The organism is Nocardia sp. NPDC005745, from assembly GCF_040630775.1.
In the GTDB taxonomy this organism is placed as follows: Bacteria; Actinomycetota; Actinomycetes; order Mycobacteriales; family Mycobacteriaceae; genus Nocardia.
This window is the reverse complement of record NZ_JBEXYF010000021.1, coordinates 26732-46435: the sequence shown is the minus strand read 5'-3', so window position 1 is coordinate 46435 and position 19704 is coordinate 26732. Positions and strand designations below refer to the sequence as shown.

The following is a 19704-nucleotide window of genomic DNA, read 5'->3' as shown; positions in this document are numbered from 1 at the left end:
ACTCAGGCGACCCGGCTTCTCATCTCCGGGCCAATTCTCAATGCAGGATGAAAAACATGCTGGTGGAGCTGATGAGATTTCATCTTTACGTATTCCACCCTGCTGGTCCAGTGGTTCTCTGAGATAGCGCCTGATGGGGGACGCGAAAAGCTAGACCTCACAACCCGGTTCGCTTCCCTTCGTAGATTCGTTCAAGAGCCGTTGGAGTTCGGGCGCACCCATGAACCCTTCGATGAAGCAGAGGTCTCGTTGCGCCACATAGCGTTTGGAGACACGCCGTTGTCTCGCTGCCACTACTACCGACAGGTGTGCGGCCTCCCCGCGACGGTCGACCCTCCCCAGATCGGCCGGATCGTCGTCCGCACCGGAATGGTCTGGGCCGTAACCATGCCCGCCGTGCTGGGACAGCACGTGAAGGCGTGGATGCAATACCACGGCCACGAGTTGGGACCGATCCTGTCGCATCCACGATCGCATCGGTGGACATTCATCATCCGGCCGGACCTGCCGGACGACGTGCCGTTGTTCGCCAAGATGTTCCGCTTGAACGTGTCCATCATCCGCTACGGCGGGACGATCGCCTTGCCGAGCCCCGCCGATCGAGGCATCCGGTTCCGCGCGTGGGTAACGCGGCCCGACACGGCATTTCGCCCCTCCGGCCGGGTTGTCGTCGCAGCGATCCGTGGCTGCGTGGCCGACAAGCTCGCGCGCCGCCGGCGATGGGGGGGCATATGCCTGATCGCGGGGCATCCCCCATCCCCTCCGAGCCGGATGTTCACCTGTCGGTGTTCTGGCACGGCGCCCGCCTGGACTTCGTCGCCTGCCTCACGGCCGCCTGCCTGTTCGTTCAGGAATGGCGCGCCCGCCACTGGCACGACGCAGTCGAAGTATCCACAGACAACATCGACGGCTACCCGAGACTGCCTTGCGAACGGCTGTATTTACACCCCTGACATCGAATTCATCACCACCCGCGAGACGTCGCGTTCCTCGGCCCCCGGGGACCGGTAAAACGCACCTGTCGGTCGGGCTGGTGATGCGGGCCTCCAGGCCGGGCACCCGGGTCGCCGCGACCTGGGCTGAGTGCACGCCGCCGATCCAACTGACCGCGCTAGCAGTGGCTACTGCCATCTGCGGCGGATGGCACGGCAGTGGGCGGGTCGGCAGCATGACGCCGGGTTGAAACGGAATGATCCGTTCTGTACAGTTCAAACAGAACGAAGCATTCCATTCCAAAGGAGACCGCCGTGAGCACCATCAAGCCCTTCCGGGTCGACATTCCGCAGACGAAGCTCGACGATCTGGCCGAGCGTCTGCGCCGCTCCCTGTGGCCGAACGAACTGCCCGGCGTAGGGGACTCCTATGGCGTCCCCGAGGATCGGGTGCGCGGCCTGGCACAGTACTGGCTAGAGACCTTCGATTGGCGGGCGCTCGAGGCGAAGCTGAACGCCTACCCGCAGTTCACCACCGAGATCGACGGCGAGAACATCTACTTTCTGCACATCCGGTCATCTCGCGCGGACGCGCTGCCAGTGGTCCTGACCCACGGCTGGCCCGGCTCGGTGCTCGAGTACCTCGACGTCATCGAGTCGCTGACCGCGCCGGAGTCCGCTGACCATCCGGCCTTCCACCTCGTGATCCCGGCGCTGCCCGGCATGGGCTTCTCCGGCCCGACGCACAGCACCGGCTGGACCATGCGGCGCGTCGCCAAGGCCTGGATCGAGCTGATGGATCGGCTCGGCTACCAGCGCTTCGGCGCGATCGGCAACGACGGCGGCTCGATGGTCTCCCCGGAGATCGGTCGCCTGGCGCCGGACCGGGTAGTGGGTGTCCATGTGACACAGCTGTTTTCGTTCCCGTCCGGCGATCCGGCCGAGTTCGTCGACCTCTCGCCGGAGGACCTGGCGGCACTCGAACATTTGAAGTGGTTCCAGGACAACAAGATGGCCTTCAACATCCTGTGCAGCCAGCAGCCGCAGACGCTGGCCTACGCGCTCTCCGATTCGCCGATCGGCCTGCTGGGTTGGAACGCACAGCTTTTCGGTGAGAGTCTGGACGCCGATTTCGTCATCGGCAACGTTGCCCTCTACTGGCTGACCGGCACCGCGGGCTCCTCGGTCCGGTACTACTACGAGGAGGCGCACAGCACCGACCGCCCGACCGGCCCGACCACGACCCCCATCGCACTCGCCATGTTCAAGGGCGATTTCCAGTCGATCCGCCGGTTCGCCGAGCGTGACCACAGCAATATCGTCAGCTGGAACTCCTACGACGCGGGCTCGGCGATCGGCGGTCCGAACGATGCCGCAGGCCACTTCGCCGCGCACGAGGCACCCGAACTGCTCGTCGGCGACATCCGGCGGTTCTTCGCCGAAGTCGGCTGAAGTCGCGGCACTCCATGTCGTTTGGATGGCAGCTCGAGCGGGCGGACGACGGACGTTCGGGCGGGCCGAGCACCTCGACGGCCCGAAGAGCCCGAGATGCGTTCCGGGACCGCCCGAACGCCGCACATCTACAGAAGCGTCACTTCAGCAGCGCGCGCGACATCACCAGACGCTGGATCTGGTTGGTGCCCTCGTAGATCTGGGTGATCTTCGCGTCACGCATCATGCGCTCCACCGGGAAGTCGGTGGTGTAGCCCGCGCCGCCGAATAGCTGCACGGCGTTGGTGGTGACCTCCATGGCGACGTCGGAGGCGAAGCACTTGGCGGCGGCGGAGATGAAGCCGAGGTTCTGCTCGCCACGCTCGGCGCGGGCGGCCGAGGTGTAGACCATGAGGCGGGCGGCCTCGATCTTCATCGCCATGTCGGCGAGCATGAACTGGGTGTTCTGGAAGTCGGCGATCGACTTGCCGAACTGCTTGCGGTCCTTGGTGTAGGCGATGGCCGCGTCCAGCGCGCCCTGGGCCAGGCCGACGGCCTGCGCGCCGATGGTGGGGCGGGTGTGGTCGAGGGTCTGAAGCGCGGTCTTGAAGCCGGTGCCCGGCTCGCCGACGATGCGGTCACCCGGCACCCGGCAGTTCTCGAAGTACAGCTCGGCGGTGGGCGAGCCCTTGATGCCCAGCTTGTGCTCCAGCGGGCCGACCACGAAGCCCTCGTCGTCCTTGTGCACCAGGAAGGCCGAGATGCCGTTGGCGCCCTTCTCCGCGTCGGTCACCGCCATCACGGTGTACCAGGAGGACTTGCCGCCGTTGGTGATCCAGCACTTGGAGCCGTTGATGATCCAGTCGTCACCCTCCTGCTTGGCCCGGGTGCGCATGCCTGCCGCGTCGGAGCCCGCTTCGCGCTCGGATAGCGCGTAGGAGGCCATCTCGCCGTTGACGATGTCCGGCAGCACCTTGTGCTTCAGCTCCTCGGAGCCGTTCAGGATCAGGCCCATGGTGCCGAGCTTGTTGACCGCGGGGATCAGCGAGGACGAACCGCAGACGCGCGCGACCTCCTCGATCACGATGCAGGTGGCCACCGAGTCGGCCCCCTGGCCGCCGTAGGCCTCCGGCACGTGCACGGCGTTGAAGCCGGAGGCGTTCAGCGCGGTCAGCGCCTCCTCCGGGAAGCGGGAATTGCCGTCGACGTCCTTGGCGTGCGGAGCGATCTCCTTCTCGGCGAGAGCGCGGATCGCGGCGCGCAGCTCATCGTGGAAGTCCTCGAGCTTGAACAGGTCGAAATCGGGGTTTCCCGCCATCGGGCTTCACTCCTGGTCGTCGGTGGTGATCGCCGCTTTCCGCCGAGAAAGCAACGCGTCGGCACTCAGTGCCATATATGAGTCGAGTATACCCACATGGACGCGTATAACATGGGAAGATTACGTGGCACTCAGTGTCAGATTGGTCGCACTCAGGGCCACGTCACAGGGTGCCGAGCTTGCGGACCAGCAGGTCCGCTATCTGCCTGGGCGCGGCATCGCGCGGGAACACGGCGACGACGAGCTCGTCGGGATTCACGGCACGCCCGGCGCCACGCGGGATCGCGGCCAGCTCCAACCGCAGGTCGGCGGCGCCCGCGTCCGACTCGCCGCGCACCATCCGGCGCAGCAGGTAGTTGTGCGTCGCCGTCACAGCGGCGGCGAACTGCACCCGCGCCAGATCGGGGACGTCGGGCAGCCGCTCGCGCAGGTAGTCGGTGAACAACCGTTCGTAACGGAACACCGTGACGATCTCGCGCTCGCGCAACGCGGGCACCCGGCGCACCACCTGATAGCGCCGCGCCGCGATCTCCCGCCACTGCGTGAAGCGCTCGAACACCTGCACCACCGCCGCGCACACCGCTTCCCACGGGTCCTCGCGCGACGCGGACAGGAACTGCTCGGCCTGCGCCAGCTGAGACTCGTGATCGGCGAAGATCACGTCCTCCTTGGACCGGAACTGCCGGAAGAACGTGCGCCGCGAGATCCCCGCCGCCTCGGCGATCTCATCGACCGTCGTCGCCTCGTACCCCTTCTCGGCGAACAACCGCAGCGCCTGATCCACCACCGTGAGCCGAAAATGCGCGGTGTCGTCGCCTCCCCGCATCCGAGCGATATCCCCTGTAGTCACGACCTCACACCGTAGTCAGCAACCGAAACCCCCAGTTCTCCGCGCCGGAGATTCCACCATTTGCCGTGGTGCCCTTGCACGTCGAACTCACCACGCGACAAGCGGCAGACACGGTGAACGTACGCGGCCCTGGCGCCCTCAGTCGCCCCTGCCCGATGACCGAGGCGCACCCGCCCAGGTCGAACCAAGCGAACCGGCCGCTCAGCCCAAGAGCTTCGTGCGCAGTGCGTCGTCCTTTTCCAGCACCATCTGCTCGAGTCCGGCCTGGAACTGCTCCATGCGGGTGCGCAGGGCCGGGTCGTGGGCGGCGAGGATGCGGGTGGCGAGCAGGCCGGCGTTGCGGGCGCCGCCGATGGAGACGGTGGCGACGGGCACGCCCGCGGGCATCTGCACGATGGACAGCAGCGAGTCCATGCCGTCGAGGTACTTCAGCGGGACCGGTACGCCGATCACCGGCAGCGGCGTGGCGGAGGCGACCATGCCGGGCAGGTGGGCCGCGCCGCCCGCGCCCGCGATGATGACCTTCAATCCTCGACCGGCGGCGTCACGCGCGTAGTCGAGCATGCGCTGCGGAGTGCGGTGCGCCGAGACGACGCCCACCTCGAAGCGGATCCCGAATTCCGCCAACGCCTCCGCGGCGGCCTCCATCGTCGGCCAGTCGGAGTCGCTGCCCATGATCAGGCCGACAGCCGGGCCGATGGCCACTTCTTCACTCATGCGGATCCCATCCGTCGGTCCAGATCGCGTGCGACATCCAGTGCGCCGCCCGCTCGGCCTTCTCCCGAACCTCGGCCACGTCGTCGCCGAGGATGTTGACGTGCCCGATCTTGCGGTCGGGACGCTCGCCCTTCCCGTACAGGTGCACCTTCGCCTCCGGGAGCCGCGCGAACAGGTGGTGCAGCCGCTCGTCCATCGACATCTCCGGGGCCTGCGGCGCGCCGAGGATGTTGGCCATCACGGTCACCGGCGCCAGCGGCGCGGTGTCGCCGAGCGGGTAGTCGAGCACGGCGCGCAGATGCTGTTCGAACTGCCCGGTGCGGGCGCCGTCCATCCCCCAGTGCCCGGAGTTGTGCGGGCGCATGGCCAGCTCGTTCACCAGCAGCTCGCCGTCGGTGGTCTCGAACAGCTCCACCGCCATGACGCCGACGACGCCGAGTTCCCTCGCGAGGTTCAACGCCATCGTCTCCGCCGCGGCGGCCGTGTCCTCCGGCAGGTCGGGCGCGGGCGCGATGACGACCGCGCACTGACCCTTGCGCTGCACGGTCTCCACCACCGGCCAGGTCGCCGCCTGCCCGAACGGCGAACGGGCCACCATCGCCGACAGCTCGCGCTTCAGGTCGATCCTCGCCTCCGCCAGCAGCTGGACGCCGTACGCGAGCTGGTCGGTGACGATCGTCGCGGCCTCGTCGGCGGACTCGGGCATCCACACGCCGCGTCCGTCGTAACCGCCGCGCACCGCCTTCAGCACGATCCGCCAGCCGTGCTCGTCGCCGAAGCGCACCGCGTCGGCCACCGAGGTCACCGGCGTGAACGCGGGCACGGGCAGCCCGAGCCCGCTCAGCTTGGTGCGCATCGCCAGCTTGTCCTGCGCGTAGACCAGCGCCTGCGGCGGCGGCTGCACGTTGACGCCCTCGGCGACCAGCGCCTCCAGGTGCTCGGTCGGCACGTGCTCGTGGTCGAAGGTCAGCGCGTGCGAGCCGACCGCCGCCTTGCGCAGCGCGCTGAGGTCGGTATGGCTGCCGAGCACCACCTCGGGGCTGACCTGGGCGGCCGGGTCCTCGGGCTTCTCGGCGAGTACGCGCAGCCGCTGGCCCAGCGCGATCGCCGCCTGATGCGTCATGCGTGCCAGCTGTCCGCCACCGATCATGGTGACGGTGGGCATTGCCGATGGATCGAAGGAACGTGCGCTCACGTCGGACAATATTGTCATGTCCGGCTCGAATGGTCGGTACCGGTACACTCCGGTCTTGTGTCATTCGTCGAAGACGTGGTCAGCGTCCTTCCCAAGCCGCTGCAAGATATCGCGTACCGGCATCGGGAGTTGATCAAATTCGCGATCGTCGGGGCGACCACGTTCGTGATCGACAGCGGCATCTTCTACGGACTCAAGTGGACGGTACTCGCGGAGAAACCGGTCACGGCCAAGATCATTTCCGGCGTCATCGCCGTGATCGCCTCCTACATCCTGAACCGGGAATGGTCGTTCAAGAATCGCGGCGGGCGCGAGCGCCATCACGAGGCGCTGCTGTTCTTCGCTGTCAGCGGCGTCGGCGTGGTGCTGGCCTTCACCCCGCTGTGGATCTCCAGCTACGTCTTCGACCTGCGCCAGCCCAACGTCAGCTTCACGGTCGAGAACATCGCCGACTTCATCAGCGCCTTCATCATCGGCAATCTGCTGCAGATGGCCTTCCGTTTCTGGTCGATGCGCCGCTGGGTCTTCCCGGACGAGATGAAAGTGCTCGAAGCGGAGTTCGTCGACCTCGTGGAAGAGGAACTCGGCCGCAGCTGAGTCAGCGCGGCTCGGCCACCACCGCGTTCGCCGGACGGGCCTTCGAGGCCCCGAGGAACACCGCGAACAGCGCGGGCCTGCGCCGTTGCAATTCCAGGCGTCCGCCGTCCGCCTCGACCAACGCCCGCGCCAGCGCGAGGCCGACTCCGGTGGAACCGCCCGCGGAGAAACCCCGGTCGAAGATGTGCGGCGCCAGCTCGTCGCGAACGCCGTGCCCCTCGTCGGCGACCTCGACGCACACCAGCGGCTCACGGCCGACCCCCGGCCGCACCGAGCGCACCGACACCGTGCAGGTCCCACCGCCGTGCATGAGCGCGTTGTCCACCAGCACCGCGACCGCCTCGCGCAGCCGCGAACCCGTGATCGGGGCGCGCAGCGACTCGTCGCCGGTGAGCGTCAGCGTCCGGCCCGTCTCGGTGAACGGGTGGGTCCATTCGGCGACCACACCGCGCAACTCGTCCATCACCGGCACCGGATCGCGATCGGCCGCGTCCTCGTCCCGGGAGGCGCGGACCAGATCGTCGATCGCGTCGGTGAGGCGGTCGACCTGCGCCATCGCCTCCTCGGCCTCGTGCACCACTTCCGGATCGGGATGGGCGGACAGCTCGTCGAGGCGCAGCCGCACCGCGGTAAGCCTGCTGCGCAGCTGATGTGAGACATCCGCCACCAGGGCGTGTTCGCGCTGGAGCCGTCCGGCGATCTCCACGGTCGCCGAGTCGAGCACGTCGGAGACGCGGTCCAGTTCCGCGATGCCGTGCCTGCGCGGATCGGGGCGGAAATCACCCATCGCCAGCCGCGCCGCGCGCGCCGCGACGTCCCGCAGCGGATCGGCCACCCGCCGCGCGGTGACCACCGCGACCGAGACCGCCGCGCCGAGCGAGGCGAGCACCGCCAGCGCGACCACCGCGACCGCCTGGCGCTGCATGGCGTGCATCGGCGCCGAGGGCACCTCCAGGCGCAGCGACGCGGACTTGCCCATGGACAGCGACTCGACCAGCGGGTCGGGCACTTGGGCCACCCCGATGTCGCGCCGGGAGGCGTTGTCCTGCTGCGACGGGTAGACGATGGTGAGCTTCCCGTTCTCCGGCACCAGCGGCGCCACCGACCGGATGTCCAGCTCGCCGGGCACCGTGCCGTCGCGCTCCTGTGCGATGATCTCCGCGGCGATCCGGTCCAGCCGGTTCTGCAGGTCGTTGCGCGTGATGTCTTCCACCCACAACCACGCCGTGTAGATCAGCGGCACGCCGAGCACCACCGTGGTGAGGGTCAGCACGGTGAGCATGGAACGCAGGATCCGGCGGCGCACGTCAGTCGGTGTTCAGCCGGAAGCCGACCCCGCGCACGGTGACGATGCGCCGTTCGGCCATGGGGCCCTCGTCGCCGATCTTGCGGCGCAACCAGGACATGTGCATGTCCAACGTCTTGGAACCGCGCAGCTCCGCGTCGCCCCACACCTCGCGCAGGATGGTCTCGCGCGCCACCACCTGACCCGCCCGGTCGATCAGCACCTTGAGCAACTCGTATTCTTTGTTGGCCAAACCGATTTCGACTCCGTTGACCAGCACGCGCCGCGCCGCGGGCTCCAGGCGGATCCCCCCGACCTCGACCGTGTCGTCGCCGATTCCGCTGCGCCGCAACAACGCTCGCACCCGGGCCAGCAGCTCGGCGAGGCGGAACGGCTTGCCGACGTAGTCGTCGGCGCCCGCGTCCAGCCCCACCACGAAATCCACCTCGTCGGTGCGCGCGGTGAGCATCAGCACGGCCAGATCCGCGCCGCGAGCGCGCACCTGACGGCATACCTCCAGCCCGTCCATGCCGGGCAGGCCGAGATCGAGGATGAGCAGGTCATGGCCGCCTTCCAGGGCTCGTTGCAGCACGGCCGGGCCGAAACTCTCGACGGTCACCGAGTAGCCCTCGCGGCCGAGCGCGCGTGACAGCGGGGCCGCGATGGCGTCGTCGTCCTCGGCCAGCAGTACAGCGGTCATACGCCCAGGTTACGGGCTCACCGGTAGCTGCGACGGTCGTCCCGGCGCTCGTCGCGGCCGTCGCGATGGCGTTCGACCTCGAACACCTGGTGGTACAGCAGCGCGTGTACCTGCTGGACCGACGGGATGTCGTCGTATTCCAGCGGCTCCGAGGAGGACGACTCGATGATCAGCGTCCCGGTGCCGAGCAGCCGATCGAAGAGTCCGTGCCGGAACTGCACGCTGGAGATCCGGCTCATCGGGATGTCGATGCCGCTGTGGGTGAGCACGCCCTGACGTACCAGCACCCGCCGGTCGGTGATGATGAAATGCGTCGACTTCCATCGGATAACCGGTGCGGCACAACGCCATAGCAGGATGGCCAGATACACCACGAGCACCGTGACGAGCAGCGCCGAGGCGGTGGTGCCCGTGGCCTTCTGCGAGACGAGTCCCCCTGCGAAACCGGCGAGCGCGGTGGCCACGATGAGCGTCACGATCGGCCAGAAGAGCATTTTCCAATGCGGGTGGCGATGCAGCAGCAGCTGTTCCTCGGGCGCCAGCACATCCTCCGGATAACCCATGTCAGGAACACTACCGCCTGAAGATGTCGGAACGGCTGACACCGCAGCGCGTCATGCTGCACAATCGGCACCCTGCGTGTGACTATTCCGCGCAGTGTCTCTCTGTTTCGCGCAACGCCCGGCTCACCATCATCGTCGATTCCGACCGTGGAGGAACGCGTGACCAAAGACCTGACCCCGCTGCAAATCCTGGCCGAACTCGAGCCCGTCGCCGAAGAGAATGTCGATCGGCACCTGTCCATGGCGAAAGACTGGAACCCGCACGACTACGTGCCGTGGAGCCAGGGCCGCAATTTCGCCGCGCTGGGCGGCGTCGACTGGGAGCCGGAGCAATCGCACCTCAGCGAGGTCGCCCGGGTCGCCATGATCACCAACCTGCTCACCGAGGACAATTTGCCCTCCTATCACCGGGAGATCGCGCAGAACTTCTCCGAGGACGGTCCGTGGGGCACCTGGGTCGACCGGTGGACCGCCGAGGAGAATCGCCACGGCATCGCCATGCGGGACTACTTGGTCGTCACCCGCGCCGTCGATCCGGTCGCCCTGGAAGAGGCGCGGATGATCCACATGAGCAACGGCGTCCAGTCACCGGAAGGGTGGGGCGGATTTCTGTCGAGCGTCGCGTACGTCACCTTCCAGGAGCTGGCCACCCGTGTGTCCCACCGCAATACGGGCAAGGCGTGTAACGACGCCGTGGCCGACCGCCTGCTCCAGCGCATCTCCGCCGACGAGAACCTGCACATGATCTTCTACCGCTCGGTGTGCGGCGCCGCGCTCGACCTGGTCCCCGACCAAGCGCTGCCCGCGATCACCAGGATCGTGCGCAATTTCCTGATGCCCGGCGCCGGGATGCCGAATTTCCGCCGCTACGGCGTGCTGATGGCCAAGCACGGCATCTACGATCTGCGCCAGCATCTGGAGGAGGTGCTCCAGCCGGTGCTCAAGCAATGGAACGTCTTCGAGCGCTCCGATTACGGGCCGCGCGGCGAGCAGGCGCGCGACGAACTGGGCGCGTTCCTGGAGAAGCTGGGCAAGGACGTGATCAAGTTCGAGGAGCAGCGCGATCGCGCCCTCGCCCGGGATGCCTCGCGCGGCGTCGCCCGGCGCGTCTGAGGCACGCCGCCGCGCGTGGCCTGCGGCGCGGCGCCCGCCGCGCCGCCGGGCGGTCCGGCGCTCAGTACTGGGCGCGCAGATGCGTGACGTCGCCGGCGGATACCGCTTGCCCGCCGATGAGCAGGCGGCCGTACTCGTCGACGCCCTCGGCGACGCCGGTCAGCGTCCGGTCCCCGGGCAGCTCGGCACGGACCTCGGCGCCGATCGTGGCGCACCGCTCGCGATAGGCGGCGGCCAGTTCGTCGACCGCCCAGTCCGCGTCGCGCCACGCGGTGAAGCGGCGGGCGAATTCGGTCAGCAGGGATCGCACGAGCGCCGTGCGATCGGTCTGCGGCGCGCCGGCGATGGTGAGCGAGGTGGCGTGCGGCACCGGCAGTTCCTCTTCGGTCAGGCTCACGTTGAGTCCGAGTCCGATCACCACGGCAGGCGCGCCGCCCTCCGCGCTCGCCGCGACCTCCGCCAGGATGCCCGCCACCTTGCGGCTCCCGATCAGCACGTCGTTGGGCCATTTGAGTTCCGCGGGCACACCCGCCGCGGTCCGCAGCGCGTCGACCACGGCCACGCCGGTCAGCAGTGCCAGCCAGGCGAGCGAGGCGGGGCCGATCCCGGGCAACCGCACCAGCAGCGACATCGCCAGCTGCGCCCGCGGCGGGCTGACCCAGGTGCGCGCGTGCCTGCCGCGACCCTGCACCTGGGTCTCCGCCAGCAGAACCACGCGGTCGGCGGCCGGATCGGCCGCCCGCGCGATCAGATCCGCGTTCGTGGACCCGGTCGACTCGACCACATCGATCCGCGTGAAGAACGACAGCTCGGGCGACTCGACGGCACTGCGCCGCAACTGCTCTGCATCCAACGGTGGCCTCTGCACACCGGCAGGCTACTCGTCCTGCCGGGCGCTACCCGACCAGGTCATACGAGGAGACGATCGGGTCGCGCGCCGCCGCGCCCATCTCGTCGCCGTCCTCCCGCTCGCCTTCGGCCGCCTCGGCCCACACCTCGGGCTCGCCGTACTTCGGCGCCTCCTCGGTGGTCCGTGTCCACGCCGTCTCGGCCGCGTACTCCGCGCGAGCTCTACCCCATTCCCACATGACGCGCTCCTCCCCCGCTCGGAAATCCGTCGCCCTCAGGCTAAGTGGGCAGGACCGGTCGGCGATACTCATTTTCCGCCTTCCGGTCTCTGCTACCGACCAGGAAGTTTGCCTGGGAAAATTGATCTAGCTGCGGTTTTCTACTCGCCGGTAGCCCGGTCTTGGTTAGAAAGTAAACGCTGGTACTGGTTACACTCCGATGCCATGACGAGTGTCCAGCAGCAGCCCGCATCAGGTCCGGCGGGCTCCCCCGATATCCACACCACCGCCGGGAAGCTGGCTGACCTGCGGAATCGGCTGGAAGAGGCCAAGCACCCGATGGGTGAGGCCGCGGTCGACAAGGTGCACGCGAAGGGCAAGATGACCGCCCGCGAGCGCATCCTCGCGCTGCTGGACGAAGGGTCCTTCGTCGAGCTCGACGCCCTGGCCCGCCATCGCAGCGTCAACTTCGGCCTGGAGAACAACCGCCCGCTCGGCGACGGCGTGGTGACCGGTTACGGCACCATCGACGGACGCGACGTCTGCATCTTCAGCCAGGACGTCACGGTGTTCGGCGGCAGCCTCGGCGAGGTCTACGGCGAGAAGATCGTCAAGGTGATGGATCTGGCGCTGAAGACCGGCCGCCCGCTGATCGGCATCAACGAGGGCGCGGGCGCCCGCATCCAGGAGGGCGTGGTCTCGCTCGGTCTCTACGGCGAGATCTTCCACCGCAACATCCAGGCCTCCGGCGTGATCCCGCAGATCTCGCTGATCATGGGCCCGGCCGCCGGTGGCCACGTGTACTCCCCGGCGCTGACCGACTTCGTCGTCATGGTCGACGGCACCAGCCAGATGTTCGTCACCGGCCCGGACGTCATCAAGACGGTCACCGGTGAGGACGTCACCATGGAGGACCTGGGCGGCGCGCACACGCACATGACCAAGTCCGGCGTCGCGCACTACGTCGCCTCCGGCGAACAGGACGCCCTGGACTACGTCAAGGACCTGCTGTCCTACCTGCCGAGCAACAACCGCGCCGAGGCGCCCCGCTTCCCGGCCACCGACCCGATCGACGGCGCGATCGAGGACTCGCTCACCGACGAGGACCTCGAGCTGGACACGATCATCCCGGACTCGCCGAACCAGCCCTACGACATGCACGAGGTGATCCGGCGTCTGCTCGACGACGACGAGTTCCTCGAGGTGCAGGCCGAGCGCGCGATGAACATCATCGTCGGCTTCGGCCGGATCGACGGCCGCAGCGTCGGCATCGTGGCCAACCAGCCCACCCAGTTCGCGGGCTGCCTGGACATCGACGCCTCGGAGAAGGCCGCGCGCTTCGTGCGCACCTGCGACGCGTTCAACATCCCGATCATCACCCTGGTCGATGTGCCCGGCTTCCTGCCCGGTACCGGACAGGAATACAACGGCATCATCCGGCGCGGCGCGAAGCTGCTCTACGCGTACGGTGAGGCCACTGTGGGCAAAATCACGATCATCACCCGCAAGGCCTACGGCGGCGCCTACGACGTCATGGGTTCCAAGCACATGGGCGCCGATGTGAACCTCGCCTGGCCGACCGCCCAGATCGCCGTCATGGGCGCCTCCGGCGCCGTCGGATTCGTCTACCGCAAGCAGCTGCAGCAGGCCGCCAAAGAGGGCGGAGACGTCGATGCGCTGCGGCTCGAGCTCCAGAACGAGTACGAGGACACGCTCGTGAACCCGTACGTCGCCGCCGAGCGCGGATACGTGGACGCGGTGATCCCGCCGTCGCATACGCGCGGCCAGATCGTGTCCGCGCTGCGACTGCTCGAACGCAAGATGGTGACCCTTCCGCCGAAGAAACACGGCAACATCCCACTGTGATCGAGCGATACGCTCGATAGGCCGCGCACAAAGGGTGGCATCGGCCTCGGTAACACTTACTCTGGCGGGTACCGGCTTGTTGCAGAGACGCAATGAGTGCATCCGAGGACGAATGCTTCATCCGTAGCTAGTCGGAAAACGGGAATAGCCTGATCAGTCCGCTGATAGAGGCGAAGAGAGGACCTGGCACTGTGACGACCGTGGCAGAAGAAGATGTGTTGAGCGCCGTCGAACTGGATCTCACAGTCGACCCGATCGCAGACGAGACCGGTGCCTCCACCGGCTCCGACGCGGCAGCGCTATCCGCCGAGGCCACCGCTGAGCCGTTCTTCCGTGTCGTGAAGGGCTCGCCGAGCGACGAAGAACTCGCCGCGCTGGTGTGCGTGCTGTCCGCCGTGGCGAACAGCGCCGCGCCCACCGGCCCCGCCGGGCCGCCCGATATGTGGGGCCACCCGACGCTGATGCATCGCGGCTCTTCGCCGTTCTCCCCGTACGCCTTCCCGCAGCTGTCCCACTTGCGCGGGTGACGCGGCTGATCCTGGCTTCCGCGTCCCCGGCCCGCCGGGAGGTTCTCCGCTCGGCGGGCATCGACCCGATCGTCCGGGTCTCCGCCGTGGACGAGGACGCGGTCGCCGCCGCCCTCCCCGAGGACACGCCACCACGCGCGGTCGTGGTGGAACTGGCGCGCGCCAAAGCGGCCGCCGTGGCCGCGGACATTCCGGAGCTGGCCGCCGACTGCGTTGTGGTGGCCTGCGATTCGATGCTGCTCGTCGACGGCGAGTTGCAGGGCAAGCCGCACACCGCTGAGGTCGCTCGCGCGCGGTGGGGCGACATGGCCGGGCGCAGCGCGGATCTGGTCACCGGTCACTGCGTGGTGCGGATGCGGGATGGCCGGATCACCGCCGAGGCGGTCGATTGCAGCAGCACCACCGTGCACTTCGCCAAGCCGGAGCCGGACGAGCTGGACGCTTACATCGCGACCGGTGAGCCGCTCGAGGTGGCGGGCGCGTTCACCCTCGACGGGCTGGGCGGCTGGTTCGTCGATCGCATCGACGGAGACCCGTCCAGCGTCATCGGCATCGGGCTACCACTGCTGCGCCGACTGCTTGGCGATGTTGGGATCAGCGTTACGCAGCTGTGGGGCCACACGGCCTGACGGCGCGGTGAACGCTTCGGCGTCCCCGCCCGGGGACACCGGCGGCGCCGCCTCCTGGGCCTCGGCGCGCTGTGCCGCGATGAGTTCGAGCCGGGCCACGCACAGCTCCGGTTCGACGAACGGGTGCATCCGCACGTCGATCGTCCCGTGCGCGCCGCCCCGGTCGATCACCTCTTCCAGCAGGCCGAGGTGTACGCCGCACACCACCTCGGAGTGCGTCCGCGCCAGTTCACGCAGCGGGCACGCCGTAAGACGGATCAGCACCTTGCCCTCGGTCTCCGAGGACGGGTCGCGCTCGGGCGCGAAGCCCAGTTCCGACATCAACGTCATCGTGAGGTCCTTGGCGTCCTCCAGCGACTCCACCCGATGGTCACCCACGTCGAGTCTGCTGCCCCAGGCGCGGCCCGCCGCGATCGCGGCCTCGGATCTGCGCCGCGCGTCCGGGCCGAGCTGATCGGCGAGCACCTGCGCCAGGTCCTGATAACCCACCGATCGCTGCACCGCGCTGTATCCGATACGCGGCCGCCCGCGGCCGCGCGGCGGCTGCTGGAACTGCCGGACGAGGGATTCCCTGGTGAGCACATCGAGATGGAAACGGACCGTGGTGACGTGCTGTCCGGTGATTCTGGCCAGTTCCTGGGCGTCGAGAGGCTCGCTGGCGCCACGTAGGATCGCGAGCAGTCGCCGCCGCGGCCAAGAATCGGACATAGCTCACCCCTCCTCCCGGGAGACTTTATCGGATGTAGGTGCCCTTTATTCGGCCCTCATCCGATTTGTGATCTGAAACGAGAGTCACTGTCGCCTCACCCCTACCATCGCTGTGAGGCCTCGAACCGCTGTCACCACCGTCCACCCATGCGTGAAGGACCCAAACACCGTGCCCGTCGCTCCGGACCCTCATCCCTCACTCGGTTCCTACGCAAACCCTCACCGACTAGTAACCACGGAGTGGCTGTCGGCAAACATAGGCGCGCGGGGACTCGAGATCATCGAGGCCAACGAGGACACGCTGCTGTACGACATCGGGCACGTTCCGGGCGCCACCAAACTGGATTGGCGAAGCGATCTGAACGATCCGGTCACGCGCGACTATATCGACGGAACCCGCTTCACCGAACTGATGCGCGCCAAAGGGATAGATCGTGACGACACTGTCGTGATCTACGGGGATCGCGGAAACATCCAAGCGGCGCACACGGCGTGGGTATTCACCCTGTTCGGGCACGAGGACGTGCGCCTGCTCGACGGCGGACGCGCGGCCTGGATCTCCGAGGGGCGCGACACGACGTTCGAACCCGGCCGTCCGGTGCGCGGCGCCTACCCGGCCGTGCGCCGGGACGACGGCACCTTCCGCGCCTTCCGCGAGGACGTGCTCGCCCACCTCGGCAAACCGGTGATCGACGTACGCTCGGCCGAGGAATACTCCGGCACGCGCGTGCTCGACCCGGCCATGGCCCAGGACGCGGCGTTGCGCGGCGGCCACATTCCCAGCGCGTCGAACATCCCGTGGACCGAGGCGTTGGCCGGCGACGGGAGATTCCGCTCGCGCGCCGAACTCGACGACGTCTACCGCGCGTCGGCCGACCAGGACGACGTGATCGTCTACAGTCGAGTCGGCGCGCGATCCAGCCACAGCTGGTTCGTCCTGACCTACCTGCTCGGGCGCGACGGGGTACGCAACTACGACGGCTCCTGGACCGAGTGGGGAAACTCGGTGCGAATGCCGATCGCCAAGGGGAACGAACCGGGCGAAGTGCCGGCACGCGGCGGTTCTCGACGCACCAAGAACAGGTGAGTCGGGTGCGGTCCCAAACACAGACCGCGTACGTTGTGATCCGCGACCTACTGTTGAGTAGGGCTAGCCGAGTTCGGCGTCTGTTGGCAGACTGCCTACACTCGCCCGAGACGTAACAAGTCGATTATGGGAGCGGAGGCTGCGCAGCGACCCCACCCCCGGCGAAGCGACCAGAAGAATGCACACAGGAGGCTCAGTGCCCAGCCATGCCAGCGCGCAGATCACAAAGGTACTCGTAGCTAACCGAGGCGAGATCGCCGTGCGCGTGATCCGGGCGGCCAAGGACGCCGGCATCGGCAGCGTCGCGGTCTACGCGGAGCCGGACGCGGATGCCCCGTTCGTCAAGCTCGCCGACGAGGCCTTCGCCCTGGGCGGGCAGACCTCGGCCGAGTCGTACCTCGTGTTCGACAAGATCCTCGACGCCGCCGCCAAGTCCGGCGCCGACGCCATCCACCCCGGTTACGGCTTCCTCTCCGAGAACGCCGACTTCGCCCAGGCCGTCATCGACGCCGGGCTGATCTGGATCGGCCCCTCCCCGCAGTCCATTCGCGACCTGGGCGACAAGGTCACCGCGCGGCACATCGCCGAGCGCGCGAAGGCGCCGATGGCCGCGGGCACCAAGGACCCGGTCAAGGACGCGACCGAGGTCGTCGAGTTCGCGAAGAAGTACGGTGTGCCGGTCGCGATCAAGGCCGCGTTCGGTGGTGGCGGCCGCGGCATGAAGGTCGCGCACTCCATCGAGGAGATCCCGGAGCTGTACGACTCGGCCGTCCGCGAGGCCACCGCCGCCTTCGGCCGTGGTGAGTGCTTCGTCGAGCAGTACCTGGACAAGGCCCGCCACGTCGAGGCGCAGGTCATCGCCGACAAGCATGGCAACGTCATCGTCGCGGGCACCCGCGACTGCTCGCTGCAGCGGCGCTTCCAGAAGCTCGTCGAGGAGGCCCCCGCGCCGTTCCTGTCCGACGAGGTGCGCGCGAAGATCCACGCCTCGGCCAAGGCCATCTGCAAGGAAGCCGGCTACTACGGCGCGGGCACCGTCGAGTACCTGGTGCAGGGCGAGACCGTCTCCTTCCTCGAAGTGAACACCCGCCTGCAGGTCGAGCACCCGGTCACCGAGGAGACCGCGGGCATCGACCTGGTGCGCCAGCAGTTCCGCATCGCCAACGGCGAGAAGCTGGAGATCACCGAGGACCCGACGCCGCGCGGCCACGCCTTCGAGTTCCGCATCAACGGCGAGGACGCCGGCCGCGGCTTCCTGCCCGCTCCCGGCCCGGTCACCGTGTACAAGGAGCCCACCGGCCCCGGTGTGCGCGTGGACTCCGGCGTGGTGGCCGGCAGCGTGATCGGCGGGCAGTTCGACTCGATGCTGGCCAAGCTGATCGTCACCGGCGAGAACCGCACCCAGGCACTGGAGCGCGCGCGGCGCGCGCTGGCCGAGTACGAGGTCGACGGCCTGGCCACGGTCATCCCGTTCCACCGGGCGATCGTCGAGGACCCGGCATTCATCGGTGACGGCGAGAAGTTCGACGTCTACACCAAGTGGATCGAAAACGAATGGGTCAACACCGTCGAGCCGTTCACCGGTGCGGGCGCCCCCGCCGACGAGGATGAGGACCAGCCGCGTCAGAAGGTCGTCGTCGAGGTCGGCGGCCGCCGGGTCGAGGTGTCGCTGCCGGGCAACTTCACCGTCGGCGCCGGTGCGGCCGGTGCGGCGGGCAACGGCGCCGGTGTGATCCGCAAGAAGCCCAAGCCGCGCAAGCGTGGCGGCGCGGGCGGCGGCGCGGCCTCCGGTGACGCGGTCACCGCTCCGATGCAGGGCACCGTCGTCAAGGTCGCGGTGGAAGAGGGCCAGTCGGTCGAGGCGGGCGATCTGATCGTGGTGCTCGAAGCCATGAAGATGGAGAACCCGGTCAACGCGCACAAGGCGGGTGTGGTCACCGGTCTGTCCGTCGAGACGGGCGCGGCGATCACGCAGGGCACGGTTCTCGCAGAGATCAAGTAGCAACGTCACGGAGCGGGCGCGGGACCACGAGGTTCCGCGCCCGCTTCGCTGTTCACGCGGCGGTCCCTCCGCCGTCACGCGAGCTGCCTCCGCTGGACCCGAAACGCACACCGAGGTGTCGTATCGTGTTGCGGTGACCAGCTCGACAAGCCTCTCCCCCGTCGCGGAGGTGATCCGCGCGCGGCGCGCCACGGCCGACCGCGCCGACGGTCACCGCCTGGTGCTGGTGGTAGAGGGCGGCGGCAGCCGGGGCGTGTACTCCAGCGGCATGGTGTCGGCGCTCGAGGAACTCGGGCTCGCCGGGGTATTCGACGCCGTATACGGCACGTCGGCGGGCGCGATCAACGGCGCCTGGCTGCTGTGCGGGCGCGCGATCCCCGGCATGCGCTCCTGGACCGATCCGGAGATCATGCGCCGCGCCGTCGACCCGGCCCGGCTCCTGCGCGGACGTCCGGCGTTCGATCTGCGGTATCTCGTGCACCAGGTGTACGACGGCGTCGAACCGATGGATTTCGACGCGATCCTGGCCAACTCCACGACCTTCCATCCGATCGCCACCGATATCCGGACCGGGCAGGCGGTCGATCTGCATCCACACATCACCGACAAGCGGACGCTCATGCGTGCGCTGCGCGCGTCGGCGGGCCTGCCCATTCTGGCCGGGCCGCCGGTCGCCCTGGGCAGTTCGGCCTACTTCGACGGCGGCCTCTCCGAGACCGTGCCGATCCGCACCGCGGTCCGCGCGGGCGCCACCCATGCCTTGGTCCTGCGCACCCGGAGGGTGGACGAACGACGTCCGCCCGCCTCGCGCCTGCACCAGATCATCGGCGGCGGCTATCTGCGCGCCGTGGCCCCCGGCGCGTACCGGGCCTGGCTCGAACGCCCCCGGCAACAGGACCTCGAGGACCGGGCCCTCGCCGAACTCGGCGACTCCGTGCTGCAGATCCACCCGCCCGTCGGCTCTCCGGACGTGGACAGCGCCGCCCGCGACACCGCACTGCTCGCCAGGGCCTTGCAAATCGGCCGCACAGCCGTGCTCGGCGCGCTCTCCGCCGTCATCCCAGCCGCCTGACCGACTTCGGTCCGCTGCCGCTCCAGCGGGCGCACGGCGCTGCGC

20 protein-coding genes are annotated in these 19704 nt (G+C 68.3%); 10 read left to right on the top strand and 10 right to left on the bottom strand.

Annotation, left to right across the window (positions count from 1 at the left end; translation table 11 throughout):
- The first annotated feature begins 201 nt into the window (after positions 1-201).
- A complete protein-coding gene (locus ABZ420_RS22260) occupies positions 202-1011 on the top strand; it encodes a hypothetical protein (protein WP_357125768.1) in 810 nt (269 codons plus the stop codon).
- A 236-nt stretch (positions 1012-1247) separates the two neighbouring features.
- Positions 1248-2384, top strand: a complete 1137-nt coding sequence (locus ABZ420_RS22255; RefSeq protein ID WP_357125765.1) for an epoxide hydrolase family protein — start codon at positions 1248-1250, stop codon at positions 2382-2384.
- A gap of 139 nt (positions 2385-2523) precedes the next feature.
- On the opposite strand, the gene ABZ420_RS22250 is transcribed toward ABZ420_RS22255, so the two are convergent.
- From ABZ420_RS22250 to ABZ420_RS22235, 4 genes are all read right to left on the bottom strand, one after another.
- Positions 2524-3681: an acyl-CoA dehydrogenase gene (locus ABZ420_RS22250; protein WP_040865087.1), complete on the bottom strand. Its 1158-nt coding sequence runs from the start codon at positions 3679-3681 to the stop codon at positions 2524-2526.
- Positions 3682-3844: 163 nt separating this feature from the next.
- Positions 3845-4507, bottom strand: coding sequence for a TetR family transcriptional regulator (locus ABZ420_RS22245; RefSeq protein WP_063051737.1), 663 nt, complete (start codon positions 4505-4507; stop codon positions 3845-3847).
- A gap of 225 nt (positions 4508-4732) precedes the next feature.
- Positions 4733-5248 (bottom strand): 5-(carboxyamino)imidazole ribonucleotide mutase, encoded by a 516-nt coding sequence (purE, locus tag ABZ420_RS22240; RefSeq protein WP_174315392.1) that lies wholly within the window; start codon positions 5246-5248, stop codon positions 4733-4735.
- On the bottom strand, positions 5241-6413 hold the full coding sequence (locus ABZ420_RS22235; protein ID WP_357125974.1) for a 5-(carboxyamino)imidazole ribonucleotide synthase: 1173 nt from the start codon (positions 6411-6413) through the stop codon (positions 5241-5243). Before ABZ420_RS22235 ends, purE begins: the two co-directional genes overlap by 8 nt.
- An 87-nt stretch (positions 6414-6500) precedes the next feature.
- Here ABZ420_RS22235 and ABZ420_RS22230 point away from each other — a divergent pair, with 87 nt between their 5' ends.
- Complete coding sequence (locus ABZ420_RS22230; RefSeq protein WP_357125761.1) at positions 6501-7040, top strand: GtrA family protein; 540 nt, start codon at positions 6501-6503, stop codon at positions 7038-7040.
- Position 7041: 1 nt separating this feature from the next.
- Here the strand turns inward: ABZ420_RS22230 and ABZ420_RS22225 are convergent, their stop codons facing one another.
- The 3 genes from ABZ420_RS22225 to ABZ420_RS22215 are packed head-to-tail and all read right to left on the bottom strand — an operon-like array spanning position 7042 to position 9588.
- A complete protein-coding gene (locus ABZ420_RS22225) occupies positions 7042-8346 on the bottom strand; it encodes a HAMP domain-containing sensor histidine kinase (protein WP_357125758.1) in 1305 nt (434 codons plus the stop codon).
- Position 8347: 1 nt separating this feature from the next.
- A complete protein-coding gene (locus ABZ420_RS22220) occupies positions 8348-9025 on the bottom strand; it encodes a response regulator transcription factor (protein WP_040865082.1) in 678 nt (225 codons plus the stop codon).
- A gap of 17 nt (positions 9026-9042) precedes the next feature.
- Positions 9043-9588, bottom strand: coding sequence for a PH domain-containing protein (locus tag ABZ420_RS22215; RefSeq protein ID WP_062971078.1), 546 nt, complete (start codon positions 9586-9588; stop codon positions 9043-9045).
- 159 nt (positions 9589-9747) lie between these two features.
- Here ABZ420_RS22215 and ABZ420_RS22210 point away from each other — a divergent pair, with 159 nt between their 5' ends.
- Complete coding sequence (locus tag ABZ420_RS22210; RefSeq protein ID WP_357125755.1) at positions 9748-10701, top strand: acyl-ACP desaturase; 954 nt, start codon at positions 9748-9750, stop codon at positions 10699-10701.
- A 61-nt stretch (positions 10702-10762) separates the two neighbouring features.
- Here the strand turns inward: ABZ420_RS22210 and ABZ420_RS22205 are convergent, their stop codons facing one another.
- Both ABZ420_RS22205 and ABZ420_RS22200 read right to left on the bottom strand, forming a co-directional pair.
- Complete coding sequence (locus ABZ420_RS22205; protein ID WP_357125752.1) at positions 10763-11569, bottom strand: biotin--[acetyl-CoA-carboxylase] ligase; 807 nt, start codon at positions 11567-11569, stop codon at positions 10763-10765.
- Positions 11570-11597: 28 nt separating this feature from the next.
- On the bottom strand, positions 11598-11789 hold the full coding sequence (locus ABZ420_RS22200; protein ID WP_357125749.1) for a hypothetical protein: 192 nt from the start codon (positions 11787-11789) through the stop codon (positions 11598-11600).
- A 204-nt stretch (positions 11790-11993) separates the two neighbouring features.
- On the opposite strand from ABZ420_RS22200, the gene ABZ420_RS22195 reads away from it, so the two are divergent.
- The 3 genes from ABZ420_RS22195 to ABZ420_RS22185 all read left to right on the top strand — a co-directional run bounded on the left by ABZ420_RS22195 (position 11994) and on the right by ABZ420_RS22185 (position 14790).
- Positions 11994-13634 (top strand): acyl-CoA carboxylase subunit beta, encoded by a 1641-nt coding sequence (locus ABZ420_RS22195; protein ID WP_040865078.1) that lies wholly within the window; start codon positions 11994-11996, stop codon positions 13632-13634.
- Between the two features lie 191 nt (positions 13635-13825).
- A complete protein-coding gene (locus ABZ420_RS22190; RefSeq protein WP_062971085.1) occupies positions 13826-14161 on the top strand; it encodes an acyl-CoA carboxylase subunit epsilon in 336 nt (111 codons plus the stop codon).
- Positions 14158-14790 carry a Maf family nucleotide pyrophosphatase gene (locus ABZ420_RS22185; RefSeq protein WP_357125747.1) on the top strand — a complete coding sequence of 211 codons (633 nt, stop codon included), beginning with the start codon at positions 14158-14160 and terminating at the stop codon, positions 14788-14790. Before ABZ420_RS22190 ends, ABZ420_RS22185 begins: the two co-directional genes overlap by 4 nt.
- On the opposite strand, the gene ABZ420_RS22180 is transcribed toward ABZ420_RS22185, so the two are convergent.
- Complete coding sequence (locus tag ABZ420_RS22180) at positions 14719-15498, bottom strand: transcriptional regulator (protein WP_357125744.1); 780 nt, start codon at positions 15496-15498, stop codon at positions 14719-14721. The genes ABZ420_RS22185 and ABZ420_RS22180 overlap by 72 nt on opposite strands.
- A 169-nt stretch (positions 15499-15667) precedes the next feature.
- On the opposite strand from ABZ420_RS22180, the gene ABZ420_RS22175 reads away from it, so the two are divergent.
- The 3 genes from ABZ420_RS22175 to ABZ420_RS22165 all read left to right on the top strand — a co-directional run bounded on the left by ABZ420_RS22175 (position 15668) and on the right by ABZ420_RS22165 (position 19659).
- Positions 15668-16585 carry a sulfurtransferase gene (locus ABZ420_RS22175; RefSeq protein WP_357125741.1) on the top strand — a complete coding sequence of 306 codons (918 nt, stop codon included), beginning with the start codon at positions 15668-15670 and terminating at the stop codon, positions 16583-16585.
- A gap of 196 nt (positions 16586-16781) precedes the next feature.
- A complete protein-coding gene (locus ABZ420_RS22170) occupies positions 16782-18587 on the top strand; it encodes an acetyl/propionyl/methylcrotonyl-CoA carboxylase subunit alpha (protein WP_357125738.1) in 1806 nt (601 codons plus the stop codon).
- 133 nt (positions 18588-18720) lie between these two features.
- Positions 18721-19659, top strand: coding sequence for a patatin family protein (locus tag ABZ420_RS22165; RefSeq protein WP_357125736.1), 939 nt, complete (start codon positions 18721-18723; stop codon positions 19657-19659).
- The last annotated feature ends 45 nt before the right edge of the window (positions 19660-19704 follow it).